The following is a 21,077-nucleotide window of genomic DNA, read 5'->3' on the forward strand; positions in this document are numbered from 1 at the left end:
CCTATGGACAACATCGTGATCGTGGCGGCGAAACGCACGCCGATCGGCAGTTTCATGGGGAGCCTGAAGGACGTGACGGCGGCGCACCTGGGGGTCACGGCCGCGAAAGCCGTGCTGGACGGCGTGGACGGCGCCGATATTGCCGACGTGATCGTGGGCAACGTGCTGCAGGCGGGGCAGGGCATGAACGTGGGGCGGCAGGTGGCCCTGGGCGCCGGGCTGCCCCACGACATTCCCGGCCAGACGGTCAACCGCGTCTGCGGCAGCGGCCTCCAGGCGGTGATGAGCGCCGTGCAGGGCCTGCGGGCCGGCGACGGTCAGCTCTATCTGGCGGGCGGCACGGAAAGCATGAGCCGCGCGCCCTACCTGCTGCCGCGCGCCCGCGAGGGCTACCGCCTGGGCCACGCGCAGGCCCTCGACTCGATCCTGTCGGAGGGCCTGACGGACGTGTTCCACGACTACCACATGGGCGTGACCGCCGAGAACATCGCCGCGCAGTGGGGGCTCACGCGGGAGGATCAGGACGCCTTCGCGCTGGAGAGCCAGACCCGCGCCGCGGCCGCGCTGGCCGGCGGCTTCTTCGGGGACGAACTGGTGGGCGTGGAGGTGCCGGGCAAGAAGGGGCCGACCGTGTTCGACACCGACGAGTACCCGCGCCCCAGCACGGCCGAGGGGCTGGCGAAGCTGCGGCCCGCCTTCCAGCAGGGCGGCACGGTCACGGCCGGCAACGCCTCCGGCCTGAACGACGGCGCAGCCATGCTGCTGGTCGCCACCGAGGACTACGCCCGTGCCCACGGACTGCCGGTGGTGGCCGAGATCGCCAGCTACGCCGCCATCGGGGTCGATCCGGCGGTCATGGGGATCGGGCCGGCGAGGGCGGTGCCGGTGGCGCTAGAGCGGGCTGGGATGACCCTGGCGGACGTGCAGCTCTTCGAGCTGAACGAGGCCTTCGCGGCGCAGTCGCTGGCGGTGGTACGCGACCTGGGGGCCGACCCGGCGCGGGTGAACATTACCGGGGGCGCCATTGCGCTGGGCCACCCCATCGGGGCGAGCGGGGCGCGGGTGCTGGTCACGCTGATCCACCAGCTGCGCCGCACCGGCCAGGAGACCGGAGTCGCCAGCCTGTGCATCGGCGGCGGCATGGGCGTGGCGATGGTCGTGCGGGCACGGGGCTGAGGCCGTCTGGCCCCGGATCAGGCCGAACCCGTACCGGTAGCATGAGTCCATGACCCTCGATCCCGCCCCGCCGACCGAGTCCGAGCGCGCCCTGTTCCTGGCGATCCAGGCCAGCGACGCCGGGCAAGTGCGCTCGCTGCTGCAGGTCGAGCCCGCGCTGCTGGGGGCGGTCAGTCCCATGGGCGTGTCGCCGGTGCTGTTCGCCACCTACTACGGCCGGCACGAGATGGCGCAGGTGCTCATCGAGGCGGGCGCGCCGCTGAACCTGTTCGAGGCGGCGGCGGTCGGGCACGCGGCGCGGGTGCGGGAACGGCTGGACGCTGGAGACGACGTGAACGCCCTCAGTCCGGACGGCTTCTCGCCACTGGGGCTGGCCGCCTTCTTCGGGCGGGAGGACGTGGCCGCGCTGCTGCTCTCACGGGGCGGGGACGTGGGGGCGGTCAGTGCCAACGCCATGCGGGTGCAGCCCCTGCATTCGGCGGTGGCGGGGAACCACGCGGAGCTGGCGCGGACTCTGCTGGACGCCGGGGCCGATGTGAACGCCGCCCAGCAGGACGGCTTCACGCCGCTGATGGGCGCGGCCCAGAACGGCAACGCGGCGCTGGTGGCCGAACTGCTGGTGCGGGGCGCCGACAGGTCGGCCCAGACCGGGGATGGACATACGGCGGCCGATCTGGCGCAGGAGGAAGGGCACGCTGACGTGCTGGACGTCCTCCGCCACTGAGGCCGGGGAAGGATGAGAGCCTTCTCACCTCTGGCCGCCGGGACGACCTGAAGGGAACGGAAACGCGCGCCTTAGCCCAGGCTTAGGCTCAGGACGGACACTGGGGCATGACCCGCAACGACGATGACCGCAGCGCAAACCCGCCCCTGAGCGGCCCGACCGGCGCGCAGACCGGCGGCAACGCCCCCGAGCCGCAGGCCGTCCAGCAGGGCGCCTACGCGACCACGCCCGCCGACGACCGGGTGGGCGCGGCGGATCACGGCAAATACGAGCCGGTCGAGGTGCCGCCGGCCAAGGCCGTGACCGGGCAGTTCGACCACCTCGCCACGCGCGACGTGTCGGCCATGGAACACAGCCTGCAGACCCCGGAGTTCGCGGGGGCCGAGACGGTCGCCCCGCTGGGCGGCGAGGGGACGGCGCTGGACGGCGTCATGCCCTCCGGGGGCCTGGGCCTGGGGGTCAGCCCCGCCGAGGCGGTTCGCCACCACCTGGCCGACGCCAACCTGAACCCCGGCTACACCCCGCCCAGCCTGCAGGGCCCGCCCCACGTCAGCCAGCGCCCGGCCGACCTGCCCGAGGGCGAGACGGCCGAGCTGCAGAGCGAGGTGCAGGGCGGCGGCCCGGAGCGGCGCTGAGCCAGGGGAGAGCCCGATCACCGAGACCCGGACGCGCAGGTGTCCGGGTCTCTGTTCATCTCACGAGGTAGAGTGCGAGTACCACTCACCCCCGCTACAGCGTTCTACAGCGGCAGGACGTACACCACGCCGTCCTCGATCTCGGTCTTGTACAGCCGGACAGGCTTCACGGCCGGCAGGGTCTTGGGTTTGCCGGTCGCCAGCTCGAACTTCGCGCCGTGCTTCTCGCAGGTGATCCGGCCCATGCTGACCTCGCCGCCCAGCAGGGGGAAGTCCTTGTGGGTGCAGTTGTTGCGCAGGGCGTAGAACTGGCCCTCGTGGTTCACCACCAGCACGCCCACGCCGTCCACGACCACCACGCCCTGGTACCCCTCGGGCATCTCGTCCACCCGTCCGGCCTGCACCCGACCCTGCTGTACCTGCTCGCTCATCGGGGCGAGTGTAGAGCACGGCGGGGACTGGCACTGTTCACCAGATCGGGTCAGCAGGTCGGCTCAGCAGCCCGGGTCAGCAGGGCGTGTCGATGCAGATGATGCCGCCCAGCCTGTTCGCGAACTCGCTGGCGACCTGCTGCGCGGCCGGGAAGGAATCGCTGGTGGCCATGACGACTGCCATCACGCGGGCCGATCCGCGCCCGACGCAGGTGGTGGACAGATACACGCCTCCCTTCTGGCCGGCGACCTCCAGCGGGCCGCGCCGGACGTTCGCGAAGCCCAGTTGGCGGGCCGCGTCCTGCGCGAAGCGGTAACAGGTCGCCTCGGACGCCGTCTTGACTTCCAGACGCACGAAGTACAGGGCGGCGGCGGTGGCCGGGGTTGCCGTGGCGAGGCCCAGCGCGGCCAGGGTCACGAGGGAACGGAACGCCGTGGTGCGGAACATGGTGAACCTCCCTGGAGCGGGGGCCCGGATGCCTGCGGGGCCCCCGCCCCTCAGCCCCCCGCGCACGCCTCCACTCTCCGCATCCGCCGTGATCAGGCCATGACCGCCCGCGCCCCGCCGGACAGAGGGGAGCCCGTCACACTCCGCAGCCGCTCTCCAGGCGGATCTTCAGGCCCCCGGTCGGCGTCCATTCCTGCGCCGAGAAGGCGTCGCCCTCGTAGTAGGCGCCGTGGGTGAGCACCTCCATGCGGCCGTCGCCGTTCAGGTCGGCGATGCCCGCCAGCCGGTGCAGGGTCGCCATCGGCATGGGGTCGGCGCTGTCCGGATTCCAGGGCCTGAGGGGCGCCACATGTTCGCCCAGCACCACCGTCCGCACCTGTCCGGCGACCACATGCCGGAGCAGCAGCAGGCTGTAGTCGCCCGGCTGGCCCACGGGCGGCGGAAACTCGCCCTGCCTCTGGACGAAGCGCGACGCCTCGATGATGACCTCCTGGGTGCCGTTGCCGTCCAGGTCGGCGCGAATCAGCGCGGTGAGCCTGACCTGGGGCGTTCTCAGGCCGCGCCTCACGAGTTCCTGCCGCACGATCTCGCGGTAGGCCGTCAGGCCCGTCGGCAGCGGGGTCACGGGGCGTGGGCGGGTGTTCAGGGCCGGGGACGCGAAGACCTCGAAGGCCCCAGGGGCGGCTCCGGGCGTGACCGGCACGTGGAAGGCGTCTTCACAGGGCACCCCCAGCGAGACCGCGCGGCCGCCGCGAACGGTGGAGGGCGGCCCCCACAGCGCCTGCCGGCGGTAGCGCTCCTGCCCGCTCAGGCGGCTGGCCAGCGCCGGCCCGGCCGCGATCCAGCGGCCCGGCTCCCAGGCCCCCAGCAGCAGCGGGGCCTCCTGGCCGGGCGAGCCCATCAGCACCGGCAGGGGCGCAGGCGCGGCGTTCGCCAGGCCGGCGCCCAGACCACTCAGGCCCAGGCCACCCAAGCCCAGCCCACACCCGACGAGTCCCCACCAGACGCCGCGCCGCCACCCTGAACTGGACATGCCCCAGCGTAGCCCCTCCTGGCCGTGATCCCAGTCGGCCCTGCCGCTGGGGGCAGGGGACGCCCCGGTCAGGCCGGGTCGAGGGCCTGCTCCAGGGCCGCCCGCACGCGCCCCAGGTACCCCGCCCCGAACATGTTCAGGTGCGCCAGCAGCGGGTAGAGGTTCCAGAGGGGCACCCGCGCCGGCCAGCCCGGAGCCAGTGGACGGGCCTCCCCATAGGCCGCCATGACCCGCGCTGGCACCGGGCCGAACAGCCTCAGCAGGGCCAGATCGACCTCGCGGTGGCTGAAGGCCACCGCCGGATCGATCAGGGCTGGGCCGCGCGTGCTGTACAGCACGTTGCCGTGCCACAGGTCGCCGTGTACCAGCGCGGGGGGCTCGGCGGGAATGAGCGTGTCCAGACGTGCGCGCAGGGCGCCGAAGCGGGCCAGATCGGCTGGGCCGAGGAGCCGCTGGGCCCGCCTCAGCTGCGGTTCCAGGCGGGACGTCCAGTAGAACCCGGCCGCCGTGGGGGCCGGGGCGTTGATCTGCGGCAGCGCCCCGAAAAAGTTGTCCGCGCCGCCCCCGAACTGCGGCGCCGTGACGCCATGCAGCGCGGCCAGGCCCCGCCCCAGCGCTTCCTCGTCGGCGGGGGTGGGCGCCGCGGGCGTCAGGTACTCCAGCAGCAGGTAGGCCCAGCCGCCGGGCGCGTCGCCGTGGGCGATCACCTCCGGCACGGTGAGCACCCCGGGAGCGCGCAGCCGGGCCAGCCCCTCGGCCTCGGCGGCGAACAGTCCCGGCAGGCCGCGCCGGCTGGCCTTGAGCACCACCTCGCCACGGTCGGTGTGCAGGCGGTAGACGTCGTTGATGTCGCCCCCGGTCAGCCGGGCCGCCCCCCGAACCGGCGTGCCCAGGCTCATCTCGATCAGGGGGCGCAGGGCCGGGGGCAGCTCGGCAGGCATGACGCATGATGGCAGCTCTCCTGGCGGGGGCCTGAGACACAGCGGACTGCACCAAAAGGTGGACGCCTTCCGGCGAGGGGAGGCGTTTACTCAGCTGAGTACACCCCTCAATTCCTTCGCCCACGCCCGAGCGCGTGGGTCGTTTCCCCGGTTTCCACCCGCCTCCGGAGGTAGTTCCTATGGTTCAGTCCGCCCTCGATCTTCTGCACGCCGCGCTGCGGGCGCTGCTCACGCTGGCCCTGCCGCTGGGCCTGATCCTGGGGGCGGCGCTGCTGGCCCTGCTGGTGATCGGTCTGCTCGACCGTGAGCGCCTGCGCTCTGCGCTCCCCCTGATCGCCGCGCGGCTGCCGGCCCTGGCGGGCTGGGGGGTGGTGCTGCTGGCACTCGGCGCCGGCGCCCTGCTGCTGCGCGTGAGCCGGCAGGCGGTGGACGTCCGCCTGGGCACCCAGCAGAGTGCGCGCTATGCCAACGCCGCCGACCCGGACGGCGGCCAGACCGTGCAGAGCGCCCCGCGCGCCAGCCTCGTGCAGACCACCACCTACACCCGCAGCCTGAGCCTGCCCCGCGACATCTACACCCGGATCAACGTGCAGGGGGGCTGGGAGAGCCTGCTGCCGTACCTGGGCTCGCCCACCGGCTCCAGCATCCAGGCCCTGCGCGAGGGCTTCGTGCGCCGGGGAAACAGCCTGGTCTACTCGCGCGAGGTGACCCTGCAGACCGAACTTCCCGTGAACCTGGACACCAGCCGGGTCAGCACCGACCTGAAATTCGTCGATCCGGCGGGCGGGCGGGCGGGGCAGTTACTACAACGCGGCGTTCAAGGCCGACTACACCTTCAGCAACCCCACGCCGGCGCCCGCCACCATGCGCTTCGCCTTTCCCCTGCCCACCGGCAGCGGCACCCTGAGCAACTTCCGCCTCACGGTGGACGGCCGGGACTTCCGGGCCAGCGATCTGGTGAATGGCAGTCTCTGGGAGGGGGAGATTCCCGCGCGGGGCGTGGTCAGGGTGAGCGTGGCCTACCGCAACCAGGGGGCGCGCAGCTGGAGCTACCAGCTCGGGCAGCGGCGCGAGGCCATCAAGTTCTTCAACCTGAACATCACCACCGACCGCCCCGCCAAATTCCAGCGCTACACGCTGTTCCCGACCCGCCAGACGCGCAACCCCCTGAGCGGCCAGCAGTCGCTGAGCTGGCAGCTGCAGGACGTTATCACCGCGCAGGACGTGGCGGTGGTGTTCGCCCAGGGCAGCCTGCGCGAGACGCTGAGCAAGGTGGGCGCGATCAAGCCCGCGGCCCTGGCGCTGGCCGCCCTGCTGTGTCTGGCCTTCGCCTGGTCGCGCCGCGCTTCCCCGCAGCCCCTCACCCTGCGGCCGCTGGCCCTGGCCGCCGCGCTGCTGGGCCTGAGCGTGGGCTTCACGCTGGGCGGCGTGCTCAGCGCCTACCTGAGCGTGCCGCTGGCCGAGACGCTGGGCGCTCTGGCGGGGCTGGGTCTGGCCCTGCTGGCCCTGGGCCGGGCGCTGTGGCTGCCGCTGGCGCTGGGCGCGGCGGTGCCGCTGGCCTTCCTGAGCGGCGGCCACGCCGGGCTGCTGCTGACCGCCCTGGCCGCCCTGATCCTGGTGCTGCTGCGCTCCGGTTACAGGGCTGCCCCGCTGGGAATGCGCGGCCGGCCGACCGGGCCACTGGGCTGAGCGAGTGGGCTGATCAATTGGGCCGGGCCGACGGTTCCGAACACGCCGCGGGGTCAGGCGGGAGTCTGGCCCGCTGCCCGGTGCAGGCAGTTGGGGCCGGGGGGTGTAGACGGGGGGCGCAGGGGCGCCGGAGGGAGCACACGGGCCGATCGTCATCTGGATTAAGAAATCCGTAGGCCCCATGGTGTCAGACTGTGGCAGAGATCACCACGGAGGTCTGTCTGTGCTCCCTGCCCGACGAGTCGCCCTCACCCTGCTGGTCGCCCTGCTGCTGGGCGGCACCACGCGAACCACCGTCAATACGGCGGCGGCGGACTTCGGCGCGGGGCGCTACGCCCAGGCGCTGCCCGGCCTGCGTGCTCAGGCCGCCGCCGGCGACGTGCAGGCGCTGCTCCTGCTGGGGCGCAGCGCCAGCGCCGGCCTGGGCGTGAGCGCCGACCACGCCCAGGCGGCCGGGTTCTTCCGCCGGGCGGCCGAGGCCGGCAGCGCCGCCGCGATGGCGCAGCTGGCCGGCCTGTACAGCGCCGGGCGGGGGGTGCCCCAGAGCGACCGCGAGGCCGCGACCTGGTACCTGCGGGCCGCCGAGGCGGGTCAGACCCAGGTGATGGGGCAGGTGGGCGACCTGTACGCCGAGGGCCGCGGGGTCAGCCAGGACTTCTCTCAGGCGGCCCACTGGTACGCGGCCGCCGCCCGGGCCGGTCAGGCGAACGCGATGTACCGCCTGGCCACCCTGTATGCCGATGGCCGGGGCGTGCCCCCCAGTCCGGCCGAGGCGGCCACCTGGTATCTGCGGGCCGCGCAGGCCGACCACCCGGCCGCCATGAACAGCCTGGGAGACGCCTACCGCGAGGGCCTCGGGGTGCCGCGCAGCGACGCGCGGGCCTCGCGGTGGTACCTGCAGGCCGCGCGGGCCGGGCAGGTCGCGGCCATGCGGAACATCGGCTTCATGTTCGAGGCCGGGCGCGGCGTGCCCAGGGATGAGCGGCAGGCGGCGGCGTGGTACCTCAAGGCGGGCGGCGCCGGGGAGATCCGCGTGATGCAGGATCTGGGGCAGCGCTACGAACTGGGCCAGGGCCTGCCGGCCGACGCCGGGCAGGCGGCGGCGTGGTACGGGCGCGCGGCGCAGGCCGGCGACCGCAACGCCATGAACAGCCTGGGCGACCTGTACGAGAGCGGCCGGGGCGTACCCCAGGACGACCTGCAGGCGGCCCAGTGGTACCGCAGGGCGGCGCTGGCCGGGCAGGTCACCGCCATGAAAAACCTGGGATTCATGTACGACTACGGCCGGGGGCTGCGCCACGACCCGGCGGCGGCGGCGAGGTGGTACCGCAAGGCGGCGCAGGGCGGGAACGCCAACGCCATGAACTACCTGGGCGACCTGTTCTGGGCCGGCCGGGGCCTGCCACAGAGCCACGCCCAGGCGGTGGCCTGGTACCGCAGGGCGGCCGAGGCCGGGCAGATCACGGCGGTCAAGAATCTGGCGCAGGCCTACGAATACGGCCTGGGCGTGCCGCGGGATCTGGAACGCGCCGCCCGGCTGTACCGGAGATCAGCCTGGGGCGGCGACATCAACGCCATGTACAGCATGGGCCGGCTCTCCCGCCTGGGGCAGGGGGTGGCCCGCAGCGAGGCCCAGGCGACCCAGTGGTTCCTGCAGGCGGCCAGCGCCGGCCACCGTGAGGCCCGGCGCGAGCTCGCCCGCCGCTACGACCTGGGTCTGGGCGTGGCCCGCGACCCCGAGCAGGCGCAGCTCTGGCTGGGCCGCGCCGCACGGGGGGAGTAGGGGAAGCGGGAGGGGAACTGCGCTGGCCGCAACGCGGCGACCCCAGGAACGCCTACGAGAACAGGGTGCTGACGCTGGCGCCGGTGTGGATGTTGGAGATGGCGTTGGCGAACAGAGGCGCGACGTCCAGCACGGCCAGTTTGCCCCCCGACGCCGCCATCTTCTCCGGGGAGACCAGCACGGTGTTGCAGCTGGCGACCTGGGTCACGTCCAGGGCCGCGATGCGCTGGATGGCCGGGCCGGAGTACACGCCGTGCGTGACCGCCACATAGACGTCCTTGGCCCCCAGGCTGCGGGCGATGTTCACGGTCTCCACCAGCGAACCGGCGGTGCTGATCTCGTCGTCGACGATAAAGACCGTGCGGCCCTCGACATCCCCGATCAGGGCGCGCGGGCGCACCTCGGTGTCGGAGAGGCGCTCCTTGTCGATCATGGCGAGGCCGGAGTCCAGGCGCCGGGCGATCTGGCTGGCGCGCTTGATGGAGCCGGCGTCGGGCGCCAGCACCACGCCGTTGTGGGCGTCCGGCACACAGTTCTTGAAGTGCTGCGTGAGCACCAGATCGGCCGAGAGGTGGTCGACCGGCACCTTGAAGAAGCCGTGCACCTGGGGGCTGTGCAGGGTCATGGTGAGCACGCGGTCGGCGCCGGCCTCCTGCAGCAGATCGGCGACCAGCCGCCCGGCGATGGAGATGCGCGGCGAGTCCTTCTTGTCGGAGCGGGCGTAGGAATAGTACGGGATGACGGCCGTTACGCGCCCGGCGCTGGCGCTCTTGGCGGCGTCGATCATCAGCATCAGTTCCATGATCGAGTCGCTGACCGGGTAGCTGAAGGTCTGCACGATGAAGATGTCGCCCTCGCGCAGCGACTCCTCGTAATGCACGATCAGGTTGTCGTTGGTGAACTTCTCGGTCTTGCTGTCGCCCAGCGGAATCCCGAGGTTGTCGCAGATCGCCTGCGCCAGCGGTCGGTTGCTCTGTCCGGCAAACACCAGCAGGGGCGAACGGCGACTCTCAAGGACGGGGGTCGGAGCACGGTGAGGGACGGACACGAAGAAGCCTCCAGGGGGAAGGGGGAACCGGGACGAGACCAGCGGGGACAACCGAAACGTGTGCAGCATACCTGTCCACGCCGGGGGTGTCATGGCGCCCGCAGTCCGGTGGGGCGTCTCCAGGCGGGGAACAGCGCCGCCCCCCTCCCCCGCCCTGCCCGCTCCGGCCTGGATGCTTCTGGGCTGGACGTGTCTGGGCTGGATGTGTCTGTGTTGGATGTGAAAGAGGTCGCACGCCCGCCGGCCACCGTCAGAGAGCGGTGAGCCCCCGGCCCCTAGCCTCAGGGCCGGCGCCGGACGATCTCCAGAGGTCATCCAGGTGATCACTGGCGCCGCCCCTGGAGGCCCACCATGAACGCCGAACTCCACAGAGCAGGGCACCGGCAATCCGCGCACCACCGATCAGGGCGCGTCCCGCTGGCAGGGCTGGCCGTGGGCCTGTTCACCCTCGTCACTGTCGCCCAGGGGCAGACCAGCGTCGCCCTGAACTTCACGCTGAGGGTCGGGGGGGCCTGCGAAGTGCGCTCGGTGGAACTGCCCGTGGTCATCCTGCGCTGCACGCGGGGTTTCTCGCCGGCCGATCCCCACACCGTCCTGGCGGCCGGCGCCCTGCCCACGGCCCCGCTGGTCTGGATGGGCGCCACGCCGGCTCCGGATGGCGGCACCCTCAACGAGTACCGGGTGGCCACCGATATCCAGCAGATTCAGGCCCCCTCCGCCTCGCCTGAAGGCTGGGTCGAGTACTACTGAAGCGGAGGCGACCGGATCGAGGACGCCTGAGCCGGGCCGGCTGGGTTCAGCAGACGACTGGGGTCACCAGAAAGGCCCTCAGGGCGTCTGCGGGACGGACGCACAGACGCCCTCCTCGGCACCCGGCGCCAGGGTGAGGAGGCAGCGCCGCGTTCCCGCCGGATCACGCAGCTCGCCGGTACGGGCCGCCCCGGCGCGGGGCACCAGGCCGTAGCCCTCGTCGTCGAGCAGGATCTTCTCGCCGTCCAGGTACAGGTCGGCGCCCGCCGCCACCTCGGTCGGCGTCCAGCGCAGGCGCACGAAGGTCGAGACCTTGAAGTTGTCGCGCCAGTCGACCACCGTCAGGCCGGTGGCGGCGGGCAGCACCTCGGCCTCGACGCTGCCGATACTGACGCCCAGCGGCAGGTCGCGGGGATTGACGCGGAGACTGACCGCCTGGGCCGGGGTGATCTGCGTGATCAGGGCGTCGCCCTGCGCGTTGGTCACGACTCCGCCCAGCCCATTGACCGTGAGCGCCAGCCCCGGCACCCCGGTTCGCACCAGCACGCCGCGCTGGGCCAGCCCCGCGGAGAGCAGCAGCCGGCCGTCCAGATAGGCGACGGCGCCCGTGACCTGCGCGCTGGCCCCACGCGTGTTGGCCGACACGCTGGCGTCGATGCCCCGGCTCAGGGCGTAGGACACGCCGACCTCGCTCAGGTCGGCACTCAGGGAGAGCGACTGCGAGGGATCGGGGCGGTAGTTCAGGGCGACGCTGGGCGACGCCACGCCGGGCCCCACGCTGATCCCGGCGCTGCCCTGCAGCCTGGGCGTGAACACGTAGCTGCCGCGCAGCGCCGCCGACCAGCCCCCCGGCCGCGCCGTGCCGCTCAGATTGACCGAGCTGCGGTCGTTGATCACGCGCGACACCCCGCCGTCGATCTGCCAGGTGTCCGGCTTCAGGGCGCTGGAGGCGCCGGCCGAGAAGGCCCATGGGGCCGCGTTGTAAGTGGCCCGCAGGCTCAGCGTGCTGTTCGGCAGGTCGGCCACGGGCACCTGCACCGCTCCGCTGAGGCCCAGCGGCCCCCGGCTGTAGCCCAGCGTGCCGCTGACGCGGGTGTCCAGCGGCGCGGGGCGGCTGTCCTCGGCCGGCGCGGCGCGGGCGACCTGCACGCCCAGCCCCCCCGACACCGGCGAGCCCGCCACGCTGACCTGCGCCCCGGCGCTGAAGGCCCCGCTGCCCGAGACGCTGCCCTGCGCCTGCACGGCCACCGACGGCGTGAGCGAGTAGGCCACGCTGCCCGCGCCGCTCCAGCCCGCGCTGCCGGCGTCGTCGCTGTAGCCGGCGCTGAGGCTGGCCAGCAGCCCGCCGCTCAGGCTGGCCGCCGACGGGGCCACGTTCTCCAGCGTGCGCGGCGTCACGCCGTTCTCGTCCTCGATCAGGAACTGCAGGGTGTTGCGGGCCTGCCGGGGCAGCGGAATGTTGCGCAGCGTGACCTCGCCGGCCGGCGCCTCCACGCTGCCCAGGCGCTGGCCGTTCACCACCACCGTGATCACCGACGGGTTCTCCAGCTGCAGCGCGGTCGGCGGCGCCACGGCCGGCACCACGCGCCGGTAGGTCGCCGTGACCCCGCTGAAGCTGGAGGTCGAGAATCCCGGCTGGGTCACCCCCGGCGCCCCGTGGTAGGCGGCGTACACCGCGAACGACGGACTCACGGCGTACTGCGCGGTGGCCCGCAGCTGCACCCGCGTGTCCTCGCCCGGGCGACGGCTCGCCACCGCGCCGACATAGCCGGTCGCGTTGCCCAGGCCGCCGCCCACGCCCACGTACCCCCCCAGGGTGCCCAGCGCCGCGGCCGGCTGATCGGGCGCCCGTTCGCCGCGCAGGTCGTAGGTGGCCGCCGCCTGCACCCCGAAGTCCACTCCGAAGGCCGGCACCACCGGATAGGGCGCCGGAACCAGCGTCTGGCCCACGTCGATATCACGCTGGCCCAGCCGCGCCAGCACGGGCGAAATCCGCAACTGCTGGGTCTCGGCGCGGTAGCTCACCCGCAGTTCCGGCAGCAGGCGCAGGTAGGCCACGCCGTCGCAATCGACCCGCGCGGCCACATAGGCCTGTTCGTTCGGGCGCAATACCTCCGGGGGCAGCAGCAGTCCGGTCACGCGGGCGTCCTCGCGCTCGATCCGCACCACCACGCTGCCGCGCGAGGACTGCCCCACCTGCACGTCCAGCAGTTCCTCGGGCGAGTCGCAGCCGGCGGCGCCCGCCAGTCCGGCCGCGGCCAGCGCCAGGGCGACGGCTAACGCCAGTCTCCCAGGGCTGCCAGAACTACGGGAGCGCGACGGTCTGCTCACGGATCTGCCCGTCCTCGGCTTCGTATCTCATGGTCAGGGGGCCGGGCTGCTCGGCCAGCCCCGGCAGGTTCAGGGTGATCGTGCTGCCCGAGAGCAGGGGCAGTACCGCCGTGCCCTGCGTGAGCGTGCCCCGCGTGAACCTGACCTTTCTGAGGATGGTGCGGCGGGCGCCGCTGTTCTGCAGCACCAGCGAGATGTCCTTGCCCGCCGGCGTGGCCGTGACCGCCAGCCTGGGCTGGGCACCGGGCGGCGTGACATACACCGGCAGCGAGAAGGTCAGGGCGATGTTCATGCCAGTCGTGGCACCCTTACCGACACTGCCGGCCCCGACGCTGGGGAGTGCGACGCCCTCGATGGGCACCTGCTTGACCACCAGCCGGTAGGTCAGCTCCGAGCCGCCCGGCTTCTTGCGCACGCCGACACGGATCAGCTGCGAGCCGCCGGGCTTGACCGTAAACGTCGCCGGATTCACGATCAGGTCACGGGTCTCGTCCAGCACTTCCTGACCATTCACGATGTGCCACAGCGCTCCTGTCACCTCGAAGCGGGCGGGCGTGGTCGTGCCGTTGATCAGGGTCGTTTCGGACACCAGATTCCTGGAGGCGTCGATTTCCAGCAGGGTCGGGGTGAACCCGAAGTTCTGGGCCTGAACAGGGGTCATGACAATGGCGAGCAGCGCCGACGCGGCCACCAGGAACCGCCGGGCGAGTCCCCAGGACAGAGAGGGGGGCCGAAGATGCAGCATGAAGTTCTCCTTGGGAATCGGGGCCGATGCAGAGACGCAGATAATGACGCGTGGCCGGTCACAGGACGCTGACCGGCAGTGACATTCAGGACTGCCGTTAGGGCAGGGATGGTCGAAGGGAAAGGGTGAGCGGCTGGGTGTAGCTTCCGACGGGCACCCATTGGCCCGCCTGGGCGATCAGCGCGAAGCGCAGGGTCTGGCTGCCGGTGACCGGCAGGCCGTTCAGCAGGGGCAACCCCTGGTCTATGGTCAGGCTCAGTGGAGCGGCGCCCTGGACGTTCCGGGAAGCGGCGCTATACACAGTCAGGCTCAAGGTGCTGTCCGGGGTGGCGCTCAGGCCCGGCCCTTCCAGCCACAACCGGGCCGTGTCCTGTGGCGTTCGGCACTCGATCCGTACGGCCAGCGTGCCGGTGGTGGCCCGCAGCGCGCTGTAGGTCGGCATGTCCACCTGTGCCTGCGTAATGACGCATTGAGCGCTGGACTGCCCCAGAACCAGAGCGAACAGGATGGCAGGGACGCGGAACATAATCACCTCTGGGTGCAGCCGGGGGTAGAGGCAGCAGGGAGCTGAAGCAGAGCGGGCGCCCTGGATGGAGACCAGCGCGCCCGCCTGTTCGGGGCTCAGTAGCTGACGGTGACGTTCAGCGTGCCCTTGTAGTTGCCCACGGTCGGCTCGAACTGGCCGGGTTTGGGCTTGAACGCAGCGAGCATGCTGTAGATGTCGCCGTTGCCGCCGGGCACGTTGCCCGGGCCGAAGGTCAGCACGAACTCGCCTTCCAGGGTCTTGTCGTCGTTGTTCGTGCCGGCCGACAGGTCGAAGCCGTCCAGGGCCAGCGACATCTTGCCGTCGAGAACCGTGGGGGCCGTGTCGGAGTCAGTGATCTTCTCGACCACGAAGGTGTTGCCCTTGCCGTACAGGGTCTCGGCCTTGATGGTCACCCTGGTGCCGGTCTGGCAGCGGAAGTTGGGCTCCTTGCCGTAGGTGCTGACGACCACGGTGGCCGGGTTCTTGTCCGTGCCGTTGTAGGTGGCACCCTTGGCGCTGTCGTAGCTGGCGTTCAGATCCACGGCGCAGCCCGGAACGACCGCCATGTGGAAGTTCAGCGCGGTCTTGGCGCTGCCGGGGCTCCGGCTGTCCCCATTGCTCTGAGCCTGCGCCATACCCATCGAAACCGCCGCGACAATCATCAGTGCTTTTTTCATAGTGACCTCCCCAGGTCTGCTCCGCGTTGGCAGAAGAAGGACGCCTGCACCGTGTGCTGGTGCGGCTTTTCCGTGATCGTTCTGCTCGGAACGTCTTCACTGTATGAGGGCCCCATAGGGGTGTCAACAAGCTTTTGCCGGGGTCAGCTCAAGTGGAGTTAATTTGAACCGAGACAAATTATCAGCTGGCTGTTGCGTCGTTAACAGACGTTAAAGCCGGGGGCACTCCTGGCGAGCCGGGCAGGGGAATCGCAAAGGTGCCCGGATAACATCTCCGTTAAAGACCCCTGCCCTCGTTAAAGGGCTACCCGGCGGGGGTACGGGCTTAATGAAGGGTTTTTAAGGATTCCATGTCGAATTGGCGGGCGGGCTAGCGGGAATCGGTACAGAATCACGTGTGATTCATGAAGTTCCTCTGACCACTGGACAGAACGCAGGCTATGAGTCATCCACATGCTCCTCATCCTCTCTTCGCCCTGCCATCCGGATCACGGTCTTCGGGGCGCTGCAGATCACCGGCCCGGCGGGATCGCTCAAGGTCTCGGGGCGGGCGTCGACGCTGCTCGCCTATCTGGCGCTGGAGGGGACGCCTCTGCACCGCAGCAAGGCCGCCGAGCTCCTGTGGCCCAGCATGGGGCCACTGGCCCTGCGGAACCTGCGGGTCGAGCTGACGGCCCTGCGCCGGCAGGGGGTCGAACTCAGCCCGAACCGCTCGCCTTTCCTGAAACTGGAGGCCCGCACCGAACTCGACGATCTCGCCGCAGCGCCCAACGCGGCCGCCCGCAGCGCCCTGGCGGCCACGCTGGGTCGGCCGCTGCTGACCTTCAACGACCACGGCAACGCGGCGCTGTCGACCTGGGCCCGCCGGCAGCGCCAGCGGCTGACCCAGGCCGCCCAGGCACCGTACCGCCCGGCCGGGCCAGTGGCCCCCGCCGCCCAGCCGGAACGGGGAGCCGCCTCCGGCCCGGCCGTGCCCCCTCCCGGATCAGGCCAGGCGATCCGCTCCCGGGCCGCCGACGGCCTCGTGGACTGGCTGGCCGCGCGCCTGCTGCCGGATGTCCAGGCCTATGTCCGGACGCCCTCGGTGCGGCCCCAGCTGCTGCTCTACGTGGGGCGACCGGGCAGCGGGCGACGGGAGACGCTGGAACGCCTCCTGCCGCAGCTGGGCCTGAAGCGGGTGGAGGTGACGGCGGCCCCCGGCCTGAACGAACTGCTGGCCGCGCTGGAGGTCAACCTGGCGGCCACGCTGGGCGAAGCCCCGCCCCTGCCGGAGTCGACGGAGCTGGCGCGGGTGGGGCCGCTGCTCATGCGGGCTGGCCCGCTGGCCATCGTGCTGCGCGACGCCGAGCGCCTAAGCAGGGAGTCGGTGCGCCTGATCGATTTCCTGATGGGCCTGTCCCACCCCCTGCTGGTGATCGCCCTGACCACCCCGGCCGGTCAGGCCGGGCTCGAGGGGCTGCTGGGGCACCATGACCAGCCGGGCTGGCTGCAGGTGATCCACGCCCCGGCCCTGACCCCGGAGAGCCTGGACGCCGCTTCCCTGGTTGCGCTGCCGGCCGCCCAGGCCCAGCACGCCGACATCCGTTTCGAGGCCATCCGGCAGACCGAGGGATTCCTGGCCGCGATCCGCAGCGAGCTGCCCACCCTGTCGTCGGCGCGCGGACGCCTGAGCCCGAATCTCAAACGGACGCTGCGGGCCGAGGTCGCGGTGGCGCTGGGGGACGAGGTGGCCGCCCTCCAGACCCTGGCGCTGCTTCCGGGGCCCTTTACCGAAGCCACCGCGCAGGGCACCCTGCATCAGGCCGGGAATCAGCCTGAGGGCCCGTCCGGCCTGGAGCACCGGCCGGCGCGGGGGCTGATCCGGCGCGCCCTGCAGGCCTGCATCCTGGAACGGGTGGACAGCGTGCTGGCCGTGAGGATGCCGGAGATCCAGCTGCGGCTCCCGGATTCGGCCCCCCTGCTCTGTTTCCGCAGCGAACTGCAGCGCGCCGCCCTGGCCGGCTCCCTGGACGCGGACGTGCGCCAGAGCCTCAAACGCCGCCTGTGTGTGGTGCCGGTCACGGCGCAGTCGGCCGGGCCGGAGGTGAGCCTCACGCCGCTCACGGCGGCCCTGGGGGTCGGCGGCGCCAGCCAGACCCACCATCTGCCCGGCGGCTACGCCGTGCTGGCGCGCGAGGACGGCTGGACGGTCATGCGTCTGGGGGCGGCCGGACACACGGTTCCCCGGCTCGAACTGAACTTCACGCCGCCCGCCCACGCCAGCCGCTGGCAGCTCCAATTGCGGCTTCAGCGCCTGGACAGAGGGCCGGAGGACAGCGGTATCCATGTCCTGCACAGCCCCAGCGCCGGGCAGCGGCCGCAAGTCCTGAGCGCCCGCCCCTGGTCACAGCCGCTGGAAGAGGGAGCGTGGGTTCAGGCCGCGGGCGACCTGAGCGGGCGGCACCTGTGTCTGTCGGTGCAGGCCAGCGACGTGATTCTGCACCTGGGCCACCCCCAGTTCAGCTGAGCGGGGCAGCAGCCTCTTCAGTCGCCCCGGAAGATCTTCCCGACCTTGCCGAGAAAACCCTCGTGTTTTTCGTTCACCTCGTCGCCCACCGCGCGGGCGTAGGCCAGCAGCGCCTCGCGGGCCTCGGGGGTCAGCGCCCCCGGTTTGGGCACCACCACGTCGTATTCCACGATCAGGTCGCCGTTGCCGCGTCCCTGCAGGCGGGGCATCCCCTTCTCGGCCAGGCGGTGCAGTTCGCCGTGCTGGGTGCCGGCCCTGACCTCGACCGTCAGGGGGCCGTCCAGCGTGGGCACCTCGACCTTGCCGCCCAGCGCCGCCTTGGCGAAGCCGATCCTGGCCGGGTAGATCAGGTGCTCGGCCTCGCGGCGCAGCTGGGGGTGTTTCTCCATCTCGATATGCACGTACAGGTCGCCGGGGCCGCCCGGCCCCTCGTTGCCCTTGCCCGCCACCCGGATGCGGTAGCCCTCGTCGATGCCGCGCGGCAGCTTGACGCCCACGCGCTCGCTGCCCAGGGTGCGGCCCCGGCCCTTACAGACCGTGCAGGGATCCTGGATGATCTGGCCCTCGCCCCGGCAGGTCGGGCAGGGCTGCTGCGTCTCGACCACGCCGAAGATCGTGCGGGCCTGGGCGCGCACCGCCCCCGCGCCGCCGCAGGTCGTGCAGGTCTTGGGGGGCTGGCCGCCGGGCTCGGTGCGGCTGCCGTGGCAGTGCTCGCAGCTCGTCAGGCGGTCGACCGTGACCTCGACCTCCTCGCCGGCGCGGGCCTGCTGCAGGGTCACGAAGGCTTCGGTTTCCAGGTCGTCGCCCCGTGCCGGGCCGCGCCGCCCGCGCCCGCCCACCGCGCCGCCGAACAGCTGCTCGAAGATGTCCATGGGGTCGAAGCCCGCGCCGCCCATGCCGCCGAAGGGGTCGCCGCCCGGGCCCGGCATCCCCGCGCCCGGCGCCGTGCCGTAGCGGTCGTAGTGGGCGCGCTTGTCCGTATCCGACAAGACCGCGTAGGCCTCGTTGATCTGCGTGAACTTCTCGGCGGCGCCGGCTTCCTTGTTGCGGTCCGGGTGGTACTTCAGGGCCAGTTTGCGGTAGGCACTCTTGATCTCGTCGGCGCTCGCGCTTTTCGCCACGCCCAGCAGTTCGTAATAGTCCATGTCGTGTCTGTCGCCGGGCCTGTGCTGCGGGCCGGGCCTCCGCCCTGCAGGTTAACACGACCACACTCAGGAAAAGTAGGTCAGGATAGAGAGGTCGTGCGGATGTGTGAACCCCCCGAGGGGGCGTCAGAAGTAGTCCAGTCCCACTGCCTCCCGGACGGCCCGCATCGTCTGGGCGGCCACCTCGCGCCCGCGCCCGGTGCCCTCCCGCACGATGTCCTGCACGGCGCCCATATCTCGGGCGAAGACGGCGCGGCGCTCGCGGATGGGCGTTAGCACCGCGTCCAGCACCTCTACCAGCCGCCGCTTGAGGGTCACGTCGCCCAGGCCGCCCTGCCCGTAGTGGTGCTTGAGGGCCGCCACCCCGGCCTGATCCGGGTCGAAGGCGTCCAGGTAGGCGAAGACCGGATTGCCCTCCACCCGGCCGGGGTCGGCGGCGCGCAGGTGGCCGGGATCCGTGTACATGCCCATCACCTTGCGGCGCACCTCGTCGGCCGGGTCGCAGAGGAACACCGCGTTGCCCAGCGACTTGCTCATCTTGCCCTGGCCGCCTAACCCCGGCAGGCGGGAGACCGGGCTCAGCAGTTCGCGCGGCTCCACCAGCACCGGAGCGTACAGACTGTTGAAACGCCGCACGATCTCGCGCGTCTGCTCGATCATCGGCAGCTGATCGGCGCCCACCGGCACGAGGTGCGCCCCGAAGGCCGTGATGTCGGCGGCCTGCGAGACCGGATAGATGAAAAAGCCGGCGGGGACGTTCTCGCCGTAGCCCTTCTGGGCAATCTCGGCCTTGACGGTCGGATTCCGGCGCAGATGGGAGACCGTGACCAGATTCAGGTACAGCACCGTCAGCTCGGCGATTTCGGGCAGCTGCGACTGGATCACGAAGGTGGCCTGCTGGGGGTCGAGCCCCACCGCGAGGTAGTCCAGCGCCACCTGCCACACGTTGTCCCGCACCTGCCGGGGCCGGTCGAAGTGGTCGGTCAGCGCCTGGATGTCGGCCAGCAGCACGTAGGTCTCGTACTCGCCCTGCAGGGCCACGCGGCTCCGCAGCGAGCCCGCGAGATGCCCGAGATGAAGCGGGCCGGTGGGGCGGTCGCCGGTCAGGATGCGTTCCTTCATATGTCCTCCAGAAGTCAGAGCCCAGAGCAAAAAAAGCGGCGCCCGGAGGGTCTCCAGGCGCAGCGTGCGAAAAGGTATGGCACGGTCAGGGGCACCCGGCTATCCGGGCCACCACCAGTTCCGTGCAGCGGGGGTCATGGCCGCATCGTAGAGGGCTCGCCGGGGCCGAGGCGATAGCGCGAGTGGCCTACTCCCCGTTCAGGCCTCCCCGTTCAGCTCTCCCAGTCCAGGATGACCTTGCCGCTCTGGCCGCCCAGCATGTCGTCGAAGCCCTGCTGGAAGTCCTGAATCCCGTAGTGGTGCGTGATGACCGGGCTCAGGTCGAGGCCCGACTGGATCAGCGCGGCCATCTTGTACCAGGTCTCGAACATCTCGCGGCCGTAGATGCCTTTAATCGTCAGCATCTTGAAGATCACGGCGTTCCAGTCGATGTCCACGCGGCCGCTCGGGATGCCCAGCAGGGCCACCTTGCCGCCGTTGTTCATCACCGAGACCATCTGCGCGAAGGCGGCGCCCGAGCCGCTCATCTCCATGCCGACGTCGAAGCCCTCGTGCATCCCCAGTTCACGGGTGGCGACCTCCCAGAGGTCTTCCCGCGCCACGTTCACGGCGCGGGTCACGCCCATCCGGCGGGCCAGCTCCAGGCGGTAGTCGTTCACGTCGGTGATGACCACGTTCCTGGCCCCGACGTGCTTCGCCACGGCGGCCGCCATCACGCCGATCGGCCCGGCCCCGGTGATCAGCACGTCCTCGCCCACCAGGTCGAAGCTCAGCGCGGTGTGCACGGCGTTGCCGAAGGGGTCGAAGATGGCGGCGATGTCGTCGGGGATGTCGTCCGGCAGCTTGAAGGCGTTGAAGGCGGGCAGCACGAGGTACTCGGCGAAACTGCCGGGGCGGTTCACGCCCACGCCCTGGGTGTTGCGGCACAGGTGGCGCCTTCCCGCGCGGCAGTTGCGGCAGTGCCCGCAGGTGACGTGGCCCTCGCCGCTCACCCGGTCGCCGACTGAAAAGCCGCGCACCTCAGAGCCCATGCCCGCGACCACGCCCACGTACTCGTGGCCCACGACCATCGGCACCGGGATGGTGCGCTGCGCCCACTCGTCCCACCTGTAGATGTGGACGTCCGTGCCGCAGATGCTGGACTTGCGCACCCGGATCAGCAGGTCGTTGGGGCCGGGGGTGGGCACCTCAGTCTCCACCATCCAGATGCCCTCCTGGGCGCGCAGTTTGCTCAGGGCGCGCATGGTGTGGGAAGCGGTGTCGGGGAGCGCGGGGGAAGGAGCGGTGGAGGAGGGTGTGGAGGAAGGAACAGTCACGCCCTGCGTTCTAGCGCCGCCAACACTCGGACGCAACGCAGCGGATCACCG

At 71.5% G+C, this 21,077-nt stretch carries 19 protein-coding genes; 7 read left to right on the top strand and 12 right to left on the bottom strand.

What is annotated here, in order from left to right; genetic code table 11:
• The first annotated feature begins 3 nt into the window (after window positions 1-3).
• From CVO96_RS06475 to CVO96_RS21695, 3 genes are all read left to right on the top strand, one after another.
• Window positions 4-1,176 carry an acetyl-CoA C-acetyltransferase gene (locus CVO96_RS06475; RefSeq protein WP_103311509.1) on the top strand — a complete coding sequence of 391 codons (1,173 nt, stop codon included), beginning with the start codon at window positions 4-6 and terminating at the stop codon, window positions 1,174-1,176.
• Window positions 1,177-1,225: 49 nt separating this feature from the next.
• The gene (locus CVO96_RS06480; protein ID WP_103311510.1) at window positions 1,226-1,900 is read left to right on the top strand and encodes an ankyrin repeat domain-containing protein; all 675 of its coding nucleotides are present in this window, start codon (window positions 1,226-1,228) and stop codon (window positions 1,898-1,900) included.
• Window positions 1,901-2,007: 107 nt separating this feature from the next.
• Complete coding sequence (locus tag CVO96_RS21695) at window positions 2,008-2,535, top strand: hypothetical protein (RefSeq protein ID WP_103311511.1); 528 nt, start codon at window positions 2,008-2,010, stop codon at window positions 2,533-2,535.
• Between the two features lie 104 nt (window positions 2,536-2,639).
• Here CVO96_RS21695 and CVO96_RS06490 read toward each other — a convergent pair whose 3' ends face one another.
• From CVO96_RS06490 to CVO96_RS06505, 4 genes are all read right to left on the bottom strand, one after another.
• Entirely contained in the window at window positions 2,640-2,966 is a 327-nt protein-coding gene (locus CVO96_RS06490; RefSeq protein WP_103311512.1) for a Rieske 2Fe-2S domain-containing protein, read from the bottom strand.
• Between the two features lie 76 nt (window positions 2,967-3,042).
• Complete coding sequence (locus CVO96_RS06495) at window positions 3,043-3,414, bottom strand: hypothetical protein (RefSeq protein ID WP_103311513.1); 372 nt, start codon at window positions 3,412-3,414, stop codon at window positions 3,043-3,045.
• Window positions 3,415-3,550: 136 nt separating this feature from the next.
• Window positions 3,551-4,447 (bottom strand): hypothetical protein, encoded by an 897-nt coding sequence (locus tag CVO96_RS06500; protein ID WP_133161752.1) that lies wholly within the window; start codon window positions 4,445-4,447, stop codon window positions 3,551-3,553.
• Between the two features lie 68 nt (window positions 4,448-4,515).
• The gene (locus CVO96_RS06505; protein WP_103311515.1) at window positions 4,516-5,388 is read right to left on the bottom strand and encodes a fructosamine kinase family protein; all 873 of its coding nucleotides are present in this window, start codon (window positions 5,386-5,388) and stop codon (window positions 4,516-4,518) included.
• Window positions 5,389-6,252: 864 nt separating this feature from the next.
• Here CVO96_RS06505 and CVO96_RS21400 point away from each other — a divergent pair.
• Together CVO96_RS21400 and CVO96_RS06515 are read left to right on the top strand one after the other, a co-directional pair.
• Complete coding sequence (locus CVO96_RS21400) at window positions 6,253-7,077, top strand: hypothetical protein (RefSeq protein WP_243398195.1); 825 nt, start codon at window positions 6,253-6,255, stop codon at window positions 7,075-7,077.
• 223 nt (window positions 7,078-7,300) lie between these two features.
• Window positions 7,301-8,860: a tetratricopeptide repeat protein gene (locus tag CVO96_RS06515; protein ID WP_165795224.1), complete on the top strand. Its 1,560-nt coding sequence runs from the start codon at window positions 7,301-7,303 to the stop codon at window positions 8,858-8,860.
• Between the two features lie 52 nt (window positions 8,861-8,912).
• Here CVO96_RS06515 and CVO96_RS06520 read toward each other — a convergent pair whose 3' ends face one another.
• Entirely contained in the window at window positions 8,913-9,908 is a 996-nt protein-coding gene (locus CVO96_RS06520) for a ribose-phosphate diphosphokinase (RefSeq protein ID WP_103311517.1), read from the bottom strand.
• Between the two features lie 351 nt (window positions 9,909-10,259).
• Here CVO96_RS06520 and CVO96_RS06525 point away from each other — a divergent pair, with 351 nt between their 5' ends.
• On the top strand, window positions 10,260-10,658 hold the full coding sequence (locus CVO96_RS06525) for a hypothetical protein (RefSeq protein WP_133161753.1): 399 nt from the start codon (window positions 10,260-10,262) through the stop codon (window positions 10,656-10,658).
• Window positions 10,659-10,736: 78 nt separating this feature from the next.
• Here CVO96_RS06525 and CVO96_RS06530 read toward each other — a convergent pair whose 3' ends face one another.
• The 4 genes from CVO96_RS06530 to CVO96_RS06545 all read right to left on the bottom strand — a co-directional run bounded on the left by CVO96_RS06530 (window position 10,737) and on the right by CVO96_RS06545 (window position 14,937).
• A complete protein-coding gene (locus CVO96_RS06530; protein WP_103311519.1) occupies window positions 10,737-12,989 on the bottom strand; it encodes a fimbria/pilus outer membrane usher protein in 2,253 nt (750 codons plus the stop codon).
• A complete protein-coding gene (locus tag CVO96_RS06535) occupies window positions 12,964-13,734 on the bottom strand; it encodes a fimbrial biogenesis chaperone (RefSeq protein WP_103311520.1) in 771 nt (256 codons plus the stop codon). The genes CVO96_RS06530 and CVO96_RS06535 overlap by 26 nt, the downstream gene beginning before the upstream one ends.
• Before the next feature lie 97 nt (window positions 13,735-13,831).
• Window positions 13,832-14,260 (bottom strand): hypothetical protein, encoded by a 429-nt coding sequence (locus CVO96_RS06540; RefSeq protein ID WP_103311521.1) that lies wholly within the window; start codon window positions 14,258-14,260, stop codon window positions 13,832-13,834.
• Window positions 14,261-14,355: 95 nt separating this feature from the next.
• On the bottom strand, window positions 14,356-14,937 hold the full coding sequence (locus CVO96_RS06545) for a hypothetical protein (protein WP_133161754.1): 582 nt from the start codon (window positions 14,935-14,937) through the stop codon (window positions 14,356-14,358).
• 397 nt (window positions 14,938-15,334) lie between these two features.
• Between CVO96_RS06545 and CVO96_RS06550 the strand changes: the two genes are divergently transcribed.
• Entirely contained in the window at window positions 15,335-17,443 is a 2,109-nt protein-coding gene (locus CVO96_RS06550) for an AfsR/SARP family transcriptional regulator (protein WP_133161755.1), read from the top strand.
• Between the two features lie 17 nt (window positions 17,444-17,460).
• Here CVO96_RS06550 and dnaJ read toward each other — a convergent pair whose 3' ends face one another.
• The 3 genes from dnaJ to tdh all read right to left on the bottom strand — a co-directional run bounded on the left by dnaJ (window position 17,461) and on the right by tdh (window position 20,954).
• Window positions 17,461-18,588 (bottom strand): molecular chaperone DnaJ, encoded by a 1,128-nt coding sequence (dnaJ, locus tag CVO96_RS06555; protein ID WP_103311524.1) that lies wholly within the window; start codon window positions 18,586-18,588, stop codon window positions 17,461-17,463.
• Window positions 18,589-18,714: 126 nt separating this feature from the next.
• Complete coding sequence (trpS, locus tag CVO96_RS06560; protein ID WP_103311525.1) at window positions 18,715-19,710, bottom strand: tryptophan--tRNA ligase; 996 nt, start codon at window positions 19,708-19,710, stop codon at window positions 18,715-18,717.
• A gap of 212 nt (window positions 19,711-19,922) precedes the next feature.
• Entirely contained in the window at window positions 19,923-20,954 is a 1,032-nt protein-coding gene (tdh, locus tag CVO96_RS06565) for an L-threonine 3-dehydrogenase (RefSeq protein ID WP_103311526.1), read from the bottom strand.
• Window positions 20,955-21,077: the final 123 nt, after the last annotated feature.

The sequence above is a fragment of the Deinococcus koreensis genome, assembly GCF_002901445.1.
GTDB lineage: Bacteria > Deinococcota > Deinococci > Deinococcales > Deinococcaceae > Deinococcus > Deinococcus koreensis.

Bases quoted from the DNA above. Each gene is read 5' to 3' on its own strand.
- CVO96_RS06545 (WP_133161754.1), bottom strand. From the start codon at position 14,937: ATGAAAAAAGCACTGATGATTGTCGCGGCGGTTTCGATGGGTATGGCG.
- dnaJ (WP_103311524.1), bottom strand. From the start codon at position 18,588: ATGGACTATTACGAACTGCTGGGCGTGGCGAAAAGCGCGAGCGCCGAC.
- CVO96_RS21400 (WP_243398195.1), top strand. From the start codon at position 6,253: ATGCGCTTCGCCTTTCCCCTGCCCACCGGCAGCGGCACCCTGAGCAAC.
- CVO96_RS06480 (WP_103311510.1), top strand. From the start codon at position 1,226: ATGACCCTCGATCCCGCCCCGCCGACCGAGTCCGAGCGCGCCCTGTTC.
- trpS (WP_103311525.1), bottom strand. From the start codon at position 19,710: ATGAAGGAACGCATCCTGACCGGCGACCGCCCCACCGGCCCGCTTCAT.
- CVO96_RS06495 (WP_103311513.1), bottom strand. From the start codon at position 3,414: ATGTTCCGCACCACGGCGTTCCGTTCCCTCGTGACCCTGGCCGCGCTG.
- CVO96_RS06475 (WP_103311509.1), top strand. From the start codon at position 4: ATGGACAACATCGTGATCGTGGCGGCGAAACGCACGCCGATCGGCAGT.
- tdh (WP_103311526.1), bottom strand. From the start codon at position 20,954: ATGCGCGCCCTGAGCAAACTGCGCGCCCAGGAGGGCATCTGGATGGTG.
- CVO96_RS06540 (WP_103311521.1), bottom strand. From the start codon at position 14,260: ATGTTCCGCGTCCCTGCCATCCTGTTCGCTCTGGTTCTGGGGCAGTCC.
- CVO96_RS06535 (WP_103311520.1), bottom strand. From the start codon at position 13,734: ATGCTGCATCTTCGGCCCCCCTCTCTGTCCTGGGGACTCGCCCGGCGG.
- CVO96_RS06505 (WP_103311515.1), bottom strand. From the start codon at position 5,388: ATGCCTGCCGAGCTGCCCCCGGCCCTGCGCCCCCTGATCGAGATGAGC.
- CVO96_RS06490 (WP_103311512.1), bottom strand. From the start codon at position 2,966: ATGAGCGAGCAGGTACAGCAGGGTCGGGTGCAGGCCGGACGGGTGGAC.
- CVO96_RS06500 (WP_133161752.1), bottom strand. From the start codon at position 4,447: ATGTCCAGTTCAGGGTGGCGGCGCGGCGTCTGGTGGGGACTCGTCGGG.
- CVO96_RS06525 (WP_133161753.1), top strand. From the start codon at position 10,260: ATGAACGCCGAACTCCACAGAGCAGGGCACCGGCAATCCGCGCACCAC.
- CVO96_RS21695 (WP_103311511.1), top strand. From the start codon at position 2,008: ATGACCCGCAACGACGATGACCGCAGCGCAAACCCGCCCCTGAGCGGC.